This is a genomic window from Mucilaginibacter sp. P4_E8, from assembly GCF_056401495.1.
This window is the reverse complement of the sequence record NZ_JBFUJG010000123.1, coordinates 1-15,200: the sequence shown is the minus strand read 5'-3', so window position 1 is coordinate 15,200 and position 15,200 is coordinate 1. Positions and strand designations below refer to the sequence as shown.

General features: G+C 42.2%; 16 protein-coding genes. 8 read left to right on the top strand and 8 right to left on the bottom strand.

Annotation, left to right across the window (positions count from 1 at the left end; translation table 11 throughout):
* The 6 genes from AC1DRQ_RS25090 to AC1DRQ_RS25065 all read left to right on the top strand — a co-directional run.
* Positions 1–764 (top strand): carboxymuconolactone decarboxylase family protein (locus tag AC1DRQ_RS25090; RefSeq protein WP_477427921.1); only part of this gene is annotated, 764 nt, incomplete at its 5' end.
* Positions 765–879: 115 nt separating this feature from the next.
* The gene (locus AC1DRQ_RS25085; RefSeq protein WP_477427919.1) at positions 880–1,899 is read left to right on the top strand and encodes an amidohydrolase family protein; all 1,020 of its coding nucleotides are present in this window, start codon (positions 880–882) and stop codon (positions 1,897–1,899) included.
* 63 nt (positions 1,900–1,962) lie between these two features.
* The gene (locus AC1DRQ_RS25080; RefSeq protein ID WP_477427917.1) at positions 1,963–2,973 is read left to right on the top strand and encodes a zinc-binding dehydrogenase; all 1,011 of its coding nucleotides are present in this window, start codon (positions 1,963–1,965) and stop codon (positions 2,971–2,973) included.
* 196 nt (positions 2,974–3,169) lie between these two features.
* Positions 3,170–4,816, top strand: coding sequence for a glycoside hydrolase family 43 protein (locus AC1DRQ_RS25075; RefSeq protein WP_477427915.1), 1,647 nt, complete (start codon positions 3,170–3,172; stop codon positions 4,814–4,816).
* A gap of 14 nt (positions 4,817–4,830) precedes the next feature.
* Positions 4,831–5,037: a hypothetical protein gene (locus AC1DRQ_RS25070; RefSeq protein WP_477427913.1), complete on the top strand. Its 207-nt coding sequence runs from the start codon at positions 4,831–4,833 to the stop codon at positions 5,035–5,037.
* A 255-nt stretch (positions 5,038–5,292) separates the two neighbouring features.
* Positions 5,293–6,015, top strand: coding sequence for an SDR family oxidoreductase (locus AC1DRQ_RS25065; RefSeq protein ID WP_477427911.1), 723 nt, complete (start codon positions 5,293–5,295; stop codon positions 6,013–6,015).
* 191 nt (positions 6,016–6,206) lie between these two features.
* Here AC1DRQ_RS25065 and AC1DRQ_RS25060 read toward each other — a convergent pair whose 3' ends face one another.
* The 7 genes from AC1DRQ_RS25060 to AC1DRQ_RS25030 form a co-directional block, all read right to left on the bottom strand.
* Positions 6,207–7,286 (bottom strand): alkene reductase, encoded by a 1,080-nt coding sequence (locus AC1DRQ_RS25060; protein WP_477427909.1) that lies wholly within the window; start codon positions 7,284–7,286, stop codon positions 6,207–6,209.
* A 91-nt stretch (positions 7,287–7,377) separates the two neighbouring features.
* The gene (locus AC1DRQ_RS25055; protein WP_477427907.1) at positions 7,378–8,304 is read right to left on the bottom strand and encodes an NADP-dependent oxidoreductase; all 927 of its coding nucleotides are present in this window, start codon (positions 8,302–8,304) and stop codon (positions 7,378–7,380) included.
* Between the two features lie 125 nt (positions 8,305–8,429).
* Positions 8,430–9,413, bottom strand: a complete 984-nt coding sequence (locus AC1DRQ_RS25050) for a helix-turn-helix domain-containing protein (RefSeq protein ID WP_477427905.1) — start codon at positions 9,411–9,413, stop codon at positions 8,430–8,432.
* Between the two features lie 262 nt (positions 9,414–9,675).
* Positions 9,676–10,314 carry an NAD(P)H-binding protein gene (locus AC1DRQ_RS25045; protein ID WP_477427903.1) on the bottom strand — a complete coding sequence of 213 codons (639 nt, stop codon included), beginning with the start codon at positions 10,312–10,314 and terminating at the stop codon, positions 9,676–9,678.
* Between the two features lie 88 nt (positions 10,315–10,402).
* Positions 10,403–10,708, bottom strand: a complete 306-nt coding sequence (locus AC1DRQ_RS25040) for a putative quinol monooxygenase (protein WP_477427900.1) — start codon at positions 10,706–10,708, stop codon at positions 10,403–10,405.
* Positions 10,709–10,831: 123 nt separating this feature from the next.
* Positions 10,832–11,491, bottom strand: coding sequence for a carboxymuconolactone decarboxylase family protein (locus AC1DRQ_RS25035; protein WP_477427898.1), 660 nt, complete (start codon positions 11,489–11,491; stop codon positions 10,832–10,834).
* Between the two features lie 198 nt (positions 11,492–11,689).
* Entirely contained in the window at positions 11,690–12,592 is a 903-nt protein-coding gene (locus AC1DRQ_RS25030; RefSeq protein WP_477427896.1) for an MBL fold metallo-hydrolase, read from the bottom strand.
* Positions 12,593–12,875: 283 nt separating this feature from the next.
* Here AC1DRQ_RS25030 and AC1DRQ_RS25025 point away from each other — a divergent pair, with 283 nt between their 5' ends.
* A complete protein-coding gene (locus AC1DRQ_RS25025) occupies positions 12,876–13,055 on the top strand; it encodes a hypothetical protein (RefSeq protein ID WP_477427894.1) in 180 nt (59 codons plus the stop codon).
* A 64-nt stretch (positions 13,056–13,119) separates the two neighbouring features.
* A complete protein-coding gene (locus AC1DRQ_RS25020) occupies positions 13,120–13,806 on the top strand; it encodes a helix-turn-helix domain-containing protein (protein ID WP_477427892.1) in 687 nt (228 codons plus the stop codon).
* A 111-nt stretch (positions 13,807–13,917) separates the two neighbouring features.
* Here the strand turns inward: AC1DRQ_RS25020 and AC1DRQ_RS25015 are convergent.
* Positions 13,918–15,200: alpha-L-rhamnosidase-related protein (locus AC1DRQ_RS25015; protein WP_477427890.1), on the bottom strand; the 1,283-nt coding region annotated here is incomplete at its 5' end.

Here is a 15,200-nt window from a genome sequence, read left to right as displayed (position 1 = left end):
GTGTAGGTGAAGCCATCGTAAAAGCACTTAAAATTAATACTACCGGCGCGACGGTACCTAAACCTGCATTTTCAAATGCTGACGTAAGTAGTGTTTCTCCGGCATTAGGCAAGTATATTGCTGAAAAATTAGTCGGCGAAGTTTGGGAGCGTCCGGGTTTGTCAAAGCATGACCGTTGCATAGTTACTTTATCAAGCCTGATAGCAAGAAACCAAAACAATGCAATGCCCCATTACTTTATTAAAGCGCTGAACAACGGTATTACACCGGGCGAACTTTCAGAGATTATTACTCACCTTGCTTTCTATTCAGGAGTGCCTAACGCCATGTCGGCTGTGGCTGTTGCAAAAGATGTATTTGCAAACTATGGAATATCACAAGCAGAATTACCTTCAATCGACCCACTGACGCTTGATAAAAATGAGGCTTTACCGGGTGATGAGAACAGAGTAGCTTTTATTCAGCAAAACATCGCCCCAATAGCCGAAGGTTTTGCTAAATATACCAATGAATTGTTATATGGTGAAGTTTGGCTGCGTGCGGGATTATCATCAAGAAGCAGAAGCCTGGCAACAGTATGCGCCATGATCGCAGTCGGGGATATCCAATTTCTGGGAATGTACATGGGCCGGGCGGTTGAGCATGGCATTACCCGGYAGGAAATGGGCGAAGCATTGACCCAACTGGCATTTTATGCAGGTTGGCCTAAACTTGTTTCCGCATCAGAAGTTGTAAAAGAGGTATATGACGGTGCAGGTAAATGATTTTGTTAATTAACGTTAACCCCTACAAAAGAGCTTTGGGAGTAAAGTCCCAAGCTCATTAAAAAAACAGGGTTCCATTACGACGGGCCTGGTTCAAAACAGCACTATTATAGATATGAAGCCATTAAAAAAGATAATTACCATTGAGGAGCATTTTATCCTGAAAAGCATCTCGCAAAAAGTAGCAGCATTCAACATCAAACAAAATGGAGGGGTAGCGCCCAACGATGCGGTGCAAAAGGAGCTAATGAAAATTGGGCCAAGCAGCGATGATATGGAAGATATTGGAGAACGACGGCTAAAATTTATGGATGAAAGCGGGATCGATATGCAAGTGCTCTCATATGGTGCCGGAAGCCCTCAAAATATAACAGACAAAACATTAGCCATTGAACTTTGCCGGGAAGCCAATGATGAATTAGCTAATTTGATAAAACTGCACCCAACAAGGTTTGCCGGCTTTGCCACTTTGCCCGCCGCCGATCCAACTGCGGCCGGAGAAGAGTTGAACCGGACTGTGAAGGAATTAGGCCTTAAAGGCGCAATGCTTTCAGGAACTTACAATGGTCGCTTTTTTGACGAACCTGAATTTTTACCCCTTTTTTCTAAAGCCCAGGAACTAAAAGTACCTGTGTATATGCACCCTGGTTTCATCTCAAAAAATATTGCGGCGCACTATTATCAGAGCGATAGCTGGCCTGCCGTTGCTGGGGCTATGTTTGCTTCGGCAGGATATGGCTGGCATTTAGATTCAGGGATCGCAATTGTCCGGTTAATTGCTTCTGGCATTTTTGACAAACTGCCCGATCTGAAACTAATTTCAGGACATTGGGGCGAACTGGTTCCTTTTTTCCTGAATCGCTTAGATGATCAATTAAGCAAGACTTTAACATTAGACCGCAAAATTTCTGACTATTATAAAAGTAATATCTATATCACCCCAAGCGGGCTTTTCTCTGAAACTCAACTTAAATATGTGATGGAGGAACTCGGGGCAGACAAAATTATTTATTCAGGTGATTACCCTTATTTAATAGATAAACACACCAGGCAATTTCTTGAAACGGCGCCTATTTCACAAGAGGCCAAAGAAAAGATCGGTTATAGGAATGCCGAAAAATTATTGGGTTTATAGCTTGCTCATTGTATGACGCATACTAAAAGAGTGTAGGTTTTACTTCTGCAAAAAACAACAAAAATGACAGAATTAATGAATGGAATCTGTAAAATACCTAATGGTGGTGTGGAGCTAACCAGAATTCCACGCCCGGAAAAAGCCCTGCCCGAACATCTGCTTATCCGTATGGAGTATGCTGCCATTAGCCATGGTGACAAAGCTTTTATTAACCGGCCGCTTCCGCCTGGATCTGCCACCAGCCTACATGATGTATACGGTTCGTCGGGCGTAGGTGAAGTGATAGGAGTTGGTGAAGATGTTCCTAAAGAATATTTGGGCAAACATGTAGCAATTTTTCGCTCTTTACATAATACCGACGTGACGATTGGGAGCTGGTCGGATTATACACATATGCACCATTTATGTTGTGTTATTATTCCGGATAACGCCAAATCTGAGGAATTTGCTGGTTCGTTGTCCAATATTATCACGGCCTATGCTTTTCGTATGCAATCATTAGCTGAAGGCAATATAGGTATTATCAGTACAGCAGGAACATCCACTACAGGCATCATGATGTTGGGAATTGCCCTCGCTTTGCAATTTCCGCTGATATCCATAGTTAGAAATGAGGAAGGCAAACAATTACTAAAGGGCCTGGGTGCGACATATGTACTGGCGCAGGATGAGCCGGACTTTAACAATCAGCTCAAAGAAACAGCTTTGAAACTAAATGCCACCGCCATTTATGACGGCGTAGGCGGAGCTGCGCTCAATAAAATAATAGACCTGGTGCCTAATGACTCCATGATCTACTCTTATGGCCTTTTAGGCGATGATACGCCACTTCATGTTTTTATGCGTCAAATACTTTTTAGGGGGCTGACTATTAAGTCATTCAGCACTAACCGCTCACAGACCCTCAGAGATCCAAAGCAGCTCTCCCTGGCCTTAAAGCTGATCCCTGATATTATTGACATGCCGCATTTCAAAACGAAAGTTGGCAAAAAATTCAAATTATATGAGATAGACGATGCGCTGGCCTATACTCCCACTGGTATTGGTAAGGCTATATTAACTTTCAATAATTAATTAGTAACCATGATTCGCGAATCTAAAAGCGGAACCATTAGCCAATGCTTAAGGAGTTCAGTCTTAACCGGATTTGATGGCTCTTTGCGAAATATGTCGGCCGCTTTTCACACCAATCGGAATAATGGTAAGTAAAACAGGAATCCGTAGTCTTGAGCAAAAGAATAAAGAACTTTATTAATAATAAGTAAACGGTATGAAAAAACTTTTTTTAATTACTTCCCTTGTAGTGAGTATTTGCGGTGGCCTATATGCACAAGGATCTTTTGGATTTCGTAATGCTTTTAGTGCTGTACCTGATACTAATGCAAGAGTTACATTCACTAATCCCATAATTCCTGGTTTTTTCTCAGACCCAAGTGTCTGCCGGGCAGGAGAGGATTATTATCTTATCACCAGTACATTTGAATACTTTCCCGGCGTTCCGGTTTTTCACAGCAAAGACCTGGTGAACTGGGAAATGATAGGATATTGTATTACCCGGGACACTCAGTTGCCCAAAGGCTTGAGTATTTATGCTGCCACTATCCGCTATAATAATGGTGTTTTTTATATGATTACCACTAACACAGGCAACACCGGGGGTAATTTTTATGTTACGGCAAAAAATCCTGCCGGTCCCTGGTCTGATCCAATATGGATAGAAGCGCAGGGGATAGATCCTGATTTGTTTTTTGATGATGATGGGAAGGCCTATGTTATCTCATCTCCTTTTGATTTGTATGAAATTGATATAAAGACAGGGAAGTTTCTCACCCAGGGTAGAAAGCTGTGGAATGGAACCGGTGGCCGGTATGCCGAAGGCCCGCATATTTACAAAAAGGACGGCTTTTATTACTTGATGGCTGCCGAAGGAGGAACAGAAGAAGCACACTCAGAAACCATTGCCCGCAGTAAAAATATCTGGGGTCCTTACAATTCCAATCCGGCCAATCCCATTCTTACCCATGTTAATGCAGCCGGGCAAGGCAATCCTATTCAGGGAGTCGGGCATGCCGATATAACCCAGGCTCACGACGGTTCGTGGTGGATGGTCTTTCATGGATACAGAACCGTTGGTGGCGGAGTTCAGCATATTCTTGGACGGGAAACCTGTTTGGCACCGGTTACCTGGCCAACTAACGGCTGGCCTGTGGTGAATGGCAATGGAGTGGCCACCGTTAATATGACAGCTCCCACACTTCCTTTAAAGCCCTTTGCTGCAAAACCAACCAAAACAGATTTTGACGATCCCACCCTTGGATTAGAGTGGAACTATATTCGTTATCCGGTTATGAGTAATTATTCCCTTTCTTCACGCAAAGGTTTTCTGAAGTTAACGGGTTCCGAACAAACGATAGAAGACAGGAAATCTCCAACTTTTGTTGGGCGCAGGCTTCAGGACATGTATTTTACTGCAACTACCCAGGTAGAATTTAATCCAGGTAAATCAAATGAGGAAGCAGGAATAACCTTGCTTAATAATGGAGGTCATTTTGAGATTCTTATTAAACAATCTAAGAGAAAAAGGGTGGTTGTAAGCAGGCTAAGATTTGGATCGCATGTAATTCATGAGTCAGAGGAAGCAGTATTAAAACCCGGGCCGGTAAAATTGATGATAAAAGGAGAACGTTCACTTTTTTCTTTTTCTTATGCACAAGGTAATGAGCCCTTTAAAGAAATTCAGAAAGTAGATTCAAAATATTTAAGTTCTGAAACGGCTGGAGGATTTACGGGAGTTTTTGTGGGGTTGTATGCGACCGGTAATGGTAAAGGTTCTACAACAAGCGCTGATTACGACTGGTTCGAGTATATTAAAAACGAGGCTCCAAAGCAGCAGAATCCGGGCTTCGGAGGGTTTTAAGAAGAAAGCGATAAGTGGTTTTTTGCCGGATTGAAATTGCCAGGTGGGAGATTGCTACCGTGTATGTGCCTGCCTCCAATGTGATTGATGTAACGGAAAGCTTAAAGAACACAGATAATAAAACCAAGTTCGGTTTTAAACCATGGGCAAAGGTGGACATTCCGGATCCATTGATCACCTCATTCCGAAAACAACAAACGATCATTTCCGGAACACCTTGATCATATCAATCTATTAGCCAATGCTTAAAGAGTTCAATCTTACCCTGATTTTGCCGACCCTTTCCATAAAGTGCAGGCCACTTTTCACGCTAATCGGAATAATGGTAAGTAAAACAGGAATCCGTATAACAGCCTTGAGCGAGAGTATCAAGAACTTTGTTCCTCAATACAAATAATCATTTACTGTAAAGTAAAAGGCCGGTTTAAGTAAAATATAAAACATTTTAGAAAGATCGAAATACTAAAGAAAAACTAATGAAATTATCAAACAACAAAATTTTAATCACCGGCGGAGCTACCGGCATCGGTTTGGGATTGACTGAAAGATTTATTCAGGAAAATAACCAAGTTATTATTTGCGGCAGAAGGAAAGAAGCGCTGCAAGAAGTGTCTGACAAATTTCCGTCAGTAATAACAAAAGTTTGCGACTTATCGGAAGAATCGGAACGCACAGCGCTTTATCAATGGATTGCCGAACATCATAGTGATTTGAACGTATTGGTAAATAATGCAGGTATTCAAAACTGGATGGATATTTCAGATGAGCACTTTTATGATAAAGCGAAAAATGAAATTGAAACAAATGTTATAGCACCATTACACGTTACATCACTATTCACCGGCCTCAAGTCACTGGACACCGTCATTAATGTAACTTCTGCCTTGGCATTTTCGCCGCTTACGAAGGTGCCTGTTTATTGTGCCACAAAATCTTTTTTTCATTCGTTCACCCTATCGCTAAGGCATCTGCTAAAATCAAAAAATATAGAGGTCATCGAATTGATCCCGCCCGCCCTCAACACTGATCTGGGCGGCAAAGGATTGCACAGCGAACACCCTTCTGTAGGTGATTTTATTAAAGCAGTGTTTCAACAATTGGAAGAAGGCAAAGATCAATTAACTTTTGGATACAGCGAAATGCTATCGAAAGCAACACCTGTTGAACTACAAGGTATGTTTAAAAGGATGAACCCATAATGGCCTAATATACTTCAATAAAAAAATACTTAAACTGATAAACTGGATATCTCACTCCCGACTTTATTAATCAGCTTAAATAATAAAAGGACTCACGCCATGTAAGACGTGAGTCCGAAATTCTAACAGCATCTTGTTGTTTCTCTTTTACACTTTTTCAAAGTTGCATCCTGATTAAAGAGGCTTTAGTATCAACTTTCTAAAAATGGATAATCGGTATAACCTTTTTCCCCACCACCATACATGGTAGCTTGTTCTATGGTATTGAACGCTGCATCCAGTTCGAACCGCTTTGGCAGATCAGGGTTAGCCAGAAATAAGCTGCCGTAAGCGATTATTTTAGCGATACCCTTTTCCAGTTCTGCCTCCCCGCTTTCTTTATTGAACCCGCCATTGGCGATGACCAGGTGTTTACTTATACTACCGAATGTTTCTATAGCATTTTTAGGATAGTGAGGGTAATTATCCAAAGGGAACAGGCCATTCATCAGATGAATATAGGCCAGTGTCAATTCATTCAATGCTTGGATTAAAGGTTTGAATTGAGCAACAGGATCACTGTTTTCTATATTGTTATAATAAACAGTTGGTGATAGCTTAATGCCAACTTTGTCACTTCCCGACGCATTAACCAGTTCCTGCATAACTTCCAGCACGAAGCGGTTCCTGTTCTCAATGCTACCGCCATACTCATCTGTCCGGAGGTTTGCACTTTCCGATAAAAATTGGTTAGGTAAATATCCGAATGCTGCATGTAATTCCACACCATCGAAACCTGCATCGATGGCATTTTTGGCAGCTTTACCGTAATCCTTCACGATCTGTTTGATCTCTGCGGTAGTTAATTCCTGAGGCGTTTCGTAATCTTTCGGCCCCTGGGAGGTAAAATGCTGCTGCCCCTTGATCCCGATCGCCGATGGCGCAACCGGAAGTTTTCCTTTTCTATCCACTGAATGCCCAACACGGCCGGTATGCCATAACTGCGCGTAGATCACACCTCCTTTGTCGTGAACAGACTTAGTCACTTTCTTCCAGGCCTCAATTTGCTCTTCGCTGTAAAGGCCAGGGGTAAATGGGCTGCCCAGCGCCTGTTCCGAGATATTGATGGCCTCAGTGAGGGTGAGCCCGGCACTGGCACGCTGTGTGTAATATAATACGGTCAGGTCTGATACGACACCTTCGCCGTTAGCCCGGCTACGCGTCATTGGTGCCATCGCAATAACGTTTTTCAAAATTTCTTTTCCTAATGTTATCTTTTCTAATAGTTTCATGGTCTCTTTTTTTATTATCTTATTGATATCTGTAAATTGTACTGTTTGATTTGGAAGATGTTTCCTTAGATCAGCCCACTGATCGACTCTGTTATTGAATAACTACAAGGACAACTTTACCGTTAACTCCCCCAGCCGACACAAAGTCCTGAGCTTGAGCAGCTTCGTCTAATGGGAAAGTTTTTGCAACGATGGGATGGAGTTTTCCTTCATTGACCAAAGCCAAACCAGTGGCCAAACTACCCGCTGAAATATTTGAACTGATAAACCGTGCGTCAACCTGGTGCTTTTCCGCTAATGTTGCGGAAGGTGGGGTTACTATACTGAATAATTTGCCTCCGGGCTTTAACACCCCAAAAAGTTGATGCTGTGATTCGCCACCAGCGCAATCCACCACCAGGTCAACATTGTTAGCTAACAGGCTAACGTCTTGCGATTTATAATCTATCACCTCATCCGCACCAAGGCTTTTTACTAATGCGATGCCTTGTCCGGATGCTGTAGCGATAACATAGGCCCCGGCGTTTTTTGCCATCTGCACCATGGTGGCGCCTGTTGCCCCCGCAGCCCCCTGAATTAAAACTTTCTGATCTTTCGCTAATTTTCCCTCGTTAAATAATACCGATTGAGCAGTGCCGATATTAACCACCAGGGAGGTTGCTTCTTCAAAGGAGGCATTAGTGGGTTTAATAGCTACGTGACTTTCATTTGCAATCGCGTATTCGGCATACCCGCCTTCTCTGGTCACAGCGATCACCTGGTCACCTGCTTTAAATTGGGTTACCTTTTCTCCGGCGGCAACAACGATCCCTGCCACATCTGCACCCGGCACAAATGGCAAACTGACAGGACGGATCTGTTGCATAATGCCGCTGCGTAATTTGATATCCAAAGGATTTATGCTGGCTGCCTTAACTTGAATTAAAACTTGGTTTTCATTGCTGATTTCAGGCTGAGGGACCTCTGCCACCTCTATCACATTGGAATTGCCAAATGCCTTATATTGTATTGCTTTCATTATTTTTTACTTGGTCATATTTAACTATATGACAAAAGTAGAAGTAAAAAAATGGGCAAAATAACCGAAAAGGACACAAGAATAGTCGTATCCGATAAATGATAGTTGATTAGATAAAAGAAGTTCTATGAAGAGGTGGAAAATTTCTTCGGGGTAATGCCGTACTGCTTCTCGAATAATCTGCTGAAGTGGCTAAGGTTTGAAAACCCCAACTCGTAGCCAACCTCAGAAACGGAATGTTTAGCCTGTTTCAACAGAAAAGCGGCTTCTTCCATTCTGGCTTTTTGGTAATAATTATATATCGTATCACCAAATGTTTGCTTAAAAAGCGGCCTAAGTTTCGTTTCACTCATCGAAGCGATCAGTGCTAATTCACTTAAAACCGGCGGGGTACTCAAATCACTCAATATCTCGTTGCGAATAACCAGAAGTTTTTCCGCATCGTTACTGTTTATATTTTTAAAAGTCGTGTTCTCCCTGAGTGACAACTTGCTAAAAAGCAGGTACATTAATTCCTGTACCTTAATTTGTACATAGAAATTATTCAGCGAGTTATTCATGTCGACGGATACGATATTTTTTAGCAACAATTGCATTTCAGCATCCAAACTTTCAAAAAAGAGAAAGGAAGCATTTTCCGCTGTAATGGTTTGTATGGTCGTATTAGGCTTTTCAATGGATAGAACTGAGCGTAATCTGTTAGCAGTAATCCCTACTACTACGTATTGAATATTGCTGCCGGCAGGAAAACGAATTTCCGTTCGCAAATCATTTGATGACAGGAGTATGGAAGAATCATTTTTTTGTGAGCATGATATATTTGTCTCGTTATGATATTTAACTTCAAGATCGTCCCTATCATTATAAAAGAAAATGGTACGGACATCATTAGCTATTGCAGCCGGATTGCGTTTAACAATCAGATCTTCTTTCAATACATAACGGTGGATCGTTAATTTGAAATCATCCCCAAACCCAACTTTACGTACATAACCTTCTCCCAATGTCTTCGGGATTTCCAATACATTGTCCCTTACGGGCGCATTGATCTGTTTTGAAAACAGTGTTATAAAGTCAAAACCCGGAGCAGTTGTAAATTCAAAAATCATTGCAGGAAGTAACTGGTTAATATGTCTAAGGTTATGTAAATTTCTTCAAAAAAAATCACTTTCTTTCAATACATTTCCATTGATGATGCGTATTTGATATATAAATGGAAGATAATTAAATCCTGCAGTATTATTTGCAACATTCATTTTTTACTAAAGGTTGCTATAAAACAAAATAGATTGACCTAACTATTTTGGAGCCAACTTGGATTTTAACCTATTGCCTTAAAGTTACTTGTCGTTTGATGTTACATTTATTTCTTTAATTCATAAAACCAGGTTTATCAGCCTCGGTTCCGGCTTTTTCCATACCGAGGCTTTCATTAATATAAAGTTGAGGATCTTCTATAAGTTTTACCACCAGGTCAGCAACACTTTTTCGGGATATTTCGGTTCCGGTAACCGGTTGGCCTTTTTGAGTGATTGTATATTCAACTTCATCATTGTTTGTATACCAGGTCGGACGAAGGATCGTATAAACCAGGCCAGATGCCTCAATAAGGCTTGCAGCTTTCTGATAGCGTTCCAGTATAGGCCCGATCATCTGTTTGTTCCACTGGCCAAAAGCACCGGGAACTTCATCGTAAATCCCAATGGCTGCAATGAAAACAATACGCTTCACACCTGCAGTCAGCATAGCTTTTACCGTCTGTTCGGCCAGTACATCTTCCTGCCCGTTTATATTGACATAGACCAGGTCCTGACCCTGCATTGCTTCATTGAGCTTTTTGGTGTCAAGTATGTCACCTTCAACCAACGCGATCCGATCTGTTTCCAAATTTTTTAAACGCGATGTCTTACGCAGATACAAAGTGAGATGGATGGAACTATTTTGTGATAACCTGTCGATCACATGCCCGGCGACTTGTCCGCCGGCTCCAAGTATTAATACCTTTGTCATATTCAATTTCTATAGTTAGTATATTTTGCCATAATTGCATCCTTCGGATGAAATCCCTCTTCATACAGGTTAAGGTTCCTGTCACGTTCTATAACCCGGGCTGCTTCGCACTCCCGATGAGGTTAACGTCTACCAGTTCCAGTTTCTTTACCATATGCTCTACGGTAGTTTTGTACTTTTTAAAGTGAGGCGTTGCGATATGTTTTAGATAGGCGGCGCTGTCGGCGTATATTTCGAGGATAGTTATCCGCGAAGGATCTTTTTTGTCGGCAACCGCATAGTAAGTCAATACGCCAGATTCCAGCCTGACAGCCGTTTGCATCTGTTCTTTCAGTGCTGCATTATATTCCTTGAGTTGTGTCGAATCAACTTCAATTTGGGCTATACGGATCATGCGCTTATCAGTTTGTGCTTTGACATGTAAAATAGAAAGGAGTAACATTCCACAACAGCCAAGTATCCTAAATGATACGCGAACTGTCGTTCTGTAAAAATGATTGCTGATTTTCATAGATCTTTATTTAGTGACCGTGAGCTTAGTCAATACTGCACGGGCAGTATCTGCTTGTTGTTTCCCGATGCAGCTTTCCAGTAAGGAAAAAGCTTGTTCCAGTTGCCCTTCAGTTAACCCGACATTCATTCCCATGCCCAAGTGTGCTTGTAACTGTGCTTCCAGTCCGGGCAGGCTCGCAAGTACGGTGATCGTTGCCAGTTCACGCTCCTGATAAGTCAATACGCCCCGCCCAAAGATGTCGGCAAACAAGTGCTCTTTCAAAAAAGCATCAATGCCGGGCGCAAAAGCATTGGCACCGGTTAGCGAGCCGTTCTGCGGCTTACCTGTTAAAGTTTCCAGCGTTTTCCTTCCCGCCTCGTATTTGCTTTTATTATCACCTGTTACAGCAGTTGGGGCCTGCCCTTCCGCGTCCTGTATACTCTTGGATTTCCGTTCGTCCAGCAGGGACATAAAAGTGGTAATGCCGTTGAGGCTACGCGGAAAACCGCAGTAGGCATATAACTGCACCAGTTCTTCCCTGATCTGGTTGATGGTTAATCCGGCATCAAGACCTGCATTCAGGGCATTTTTTAATTGCGGTAAGTTACCTGTTGCGGTAAAGGCGGCAATCAACACGACATGTTTTTCATTTAGATTCAACTCGTGACTTTGCTGTGCATTCATAGTATGACATGTAATTGTTATCAGAAGTGTTAGAAATGTGCGGATCATTGTTTGATTCATGGTTGATCAGCGTTTATAAATTAAACATCAGGCTTAGCGAGGAGGATGCACCACCCACCGCTGCAACCACGGTCAGATTAATAATCAGGTATATAAGCTTCTTCATTTTTAACTTGATCTTTTGGATTATTGTTTTCTTTATTTTCTGACAGACTTTAGTATGAAAGGCTGTCCTGGTGCGAGCACCCGGATGCGTCCGGGATTAACAACCAATTTTGCCAGTCTTACCGGATCTCCGTTAAAAGGTTTGAAATCAGGTGCGTCAACAAAGCCCCAATGCCCCAGGATAACTTGTGCATGAGGATAAGCATTCAGTAATTTTGCTGAGCCTTCGAGCCCAAAATGCCAGTCGCTGTCCTCTGAGTAATCCAGCAGGATCAAATCGGGTGCAGGCAGGTGCAATTGTGCCGGCATCAGGCGCGAATCGCCAGGTGCCCAGATCGTACCATCAGGAGTATAGAAGTAAAACCCACAGGCATCTTCCGGTCCAAAATGCCGTTTGCTCGTGCCAGGATAAGCGTTCTGCCAGGCATGGTCGGCTGGTGTAAGTTTTGTGCTCACAAGCCCGAACTTAAAAGTTTCACCAATGCGATGACCGCTTGAAGACAATCCGTCATTTTTCATTAATGAATCGACGTACATTGTGGAATGATAGGCTGTGGTTACCGCTTTCAGATCACGAAAAGTTTCCACGCTGTAATGATCGTTGTCGCTATGAGTTGCCATAATGGCATCTACGTGCGGCACATCTTTCGGCAGGATGGGAAACTTCATCAGCAGCGGCATATCATAGCCTTCCAGTAGCGGATCGATCATGAAGATGGTACCCTGGCTGTTAACCATGAATCCGGCCATGCCCAGCCAGCGAACAGTTGTCCCGGTTGATCGCTTAAAGGCTTCTAAACCAAAAGGCTGGGTTTCCGGCGCTTTGGCCTGGTATTTTTTAGCTTTCATTTGGGTGATGTCCGTCGTCTGTGCGTAGACTTTTGCCTCCCCACTTAGCAGTATCAGACTTACCAGTAATAATTTTCCAAGTTTCATCCGGTTTTTATTTGGTAGTGCAAATTTCGTGGGAAAATATTAGGCCGTGGTTATACAGACTCCTGAAATACTTACCATTATTCCTGATTGCGAGACAAAGGCAGCGCGTCCGGAAAATCTTGTTGTAGTCTTGTATAACATTTGATAAACATTAGAAAGATAGCAGCGACAGGTCAAAGAGAACAGAAAACTGAGCCATACAGACAAGTAAATTGAGCCGTAAAAGAAATAGACCGCAGGATGTAATGCTGATCTTTGTGTTGTAACACAAAAAACATTAACTGTGAAAAACATAAAAAAAATAAACCTTGGTAAAAATGGACCCCTCGTATCTAAACTTGGATTAGGCTGTATGCGCATGTCATCAGTTTGGGGAGGCCCGACAAATGATGAAAGTGAAAGTATCGCTACCATTCAGTCGGCATTAGACAGCGGCATTAATTTTCTGAACACCGGCGACTAGAAAAGATAAGGTAGCGTTTTTGGAGCATACTACCCTGGTATTGCAGGTTTCAAGCCGCTTTACGATGGAAACTGCCAGCGAAAGAATCTCTATGGAGCATGGAGAGATGCTGCTGATCCGCAGGAATCAATTAGGAGAGCTTACTAAAACACCATTGAATGGAGAGGATTACCAAACCATCGTCATTTGTTTAAAAGAAGACCTGCTGAGGCAGATCGCACTGGAGGAACAAATTGAACCGGGAGCAAAATACATCGGCCCTCCTAATATCCTGATCCCCGGAAACGATTTCCTTCGTGCCTTTTTTCAATCCGTTATTCCTTATGTGCGTCATTCGGAGGAGAAAATAACCAATGCGGTTGGCATGCTCAAAGTAAGAGAGGCTGTACTATTGCTGCTGCATACTATGCCTGCACTCAAGGATTTTCTGTTTGATTTCTCGGAACCCTATAAAATGGATCTGGAAAAATTCATGCTCAGTAATTTTCATTTCAATATCCCTGTTGAAAAATTTGCGCAACTCACCGGAAGAAGCCTCGCCGGTTTTAAGCGTGATTTTCAAAAAATATTTGAAATGCCGCCCCGGCAGTGGCTCCAGGACAAACGTTTAACGGAGGCCCGGCATCTTATAGAAAAAAAGAACAAAACGCCATCTGCAATCTATCTCGACCTGGGATTTGAAAGCCTTTCTCATTTCTCCCATTCCTTCAAAAAAAAGTTCGGCAAGTCACCCAGTGAGCGATTATATTAGGGTTGATTTGACCGCAAGGCGGATCAGAAAATTACATTTTGATTTAAACGACGTTTAAGGTGTTAAAATTCGGTATTATTTTTTTTGCTGAATATTGTCAACAAGATTTAGTCATTCGCTTTTAACCAGGAAATAGTATTTACCGGATGCCAGTTCGTATACCAATTGGTTATTTTCTGATTTGGAAAATTTAACTCCAACAGATTTTGATACAGGCTTATTATGCTCAAAGATCTGTTTTGAATTCGACGCCGGCAGATAGAGTAATGCATGGGTGTTTTCAGGAACAACTACATCCAGTTCTAAGTGACCGGCAATCCTTTTCCACGCTACGCGGATATCTCCACTTATGGAAGCAAAGCTACCTTTCACCCAGGTTAAATCCTTCAGGAAATCAGGCTTGATTACAAATTTTTTAAAACCCGTACCGTCTTCATCCGGACTGATCCCTACCAGATTGTTAAATAGCCATTCATTGATCTGGCCTGACATAAAATGATTTTGTGAGCCGAAATCACCTACCCCAGCATCCCATTTTTCTGTAAGACTGGTAGCGCCCATCTTAATTTGATAGCCGTATCCCGGTCTGTCATCCTGATTGTTCATCGCATAAACAACATCTGAGCGGCCGTTATCAGCTAATGCGCGAAGCAGGAAGCGATAAGCTACCTCTCCTGTTGTAAAACTGTTCTGATGATCATGAATATCATCAACCAGTTTATTTAACAGCGTTTCACGTTTTTTTTCTTCAACAAAATTAAAGAAAAGAGCCATGGCACTGGTTGCTTGTGAACCCGTTGAATAGGTATCTGTTTCTGGACTGTAAAACTCTTTATTAAAGGCCGTGCGGATCTGTTCTGATGCAATTTTAAACATTTCGGCATCAGCAGTTTTATTCAGTTTTTTAGCGATATTGTACATGATCCAGTTGTCATAATAATATATGGCTGTTCCAGTATAGGATACCGGCGTAAGTTGTGAACCCCAGGGTTCCTTCGGGCCAATATCATACCAGTCGCCCAAACCTGTGTGTATGATATGATTAACCGACTCTTTGGATAAAAAGGCAACATATTTTTTCATCCGGTCATAATAACGCTCCAAAAGAGACACATCACCAGAAAACAAGTATTGTTGCCAGGGTACTATAATAAAGGAACTCCCCCACTCTGGTGAATTTCTCATACCGTTGTTTAAATCGGGCGGACCGGCTATAAAATACTCAGGAGCAATATTGGGGACAAAGCCGTTATCCAATTGCGCATCGGCCATATCATTCATTGTTTTTCTGAATAATAAGGCCATATCAAAATTATATCTTAACGATGGGCCATTGAGGTGATTTTGTTCCAACCAGCCCATTTTCTCGCGTTGTGGGCAATCTGTCATCAAAC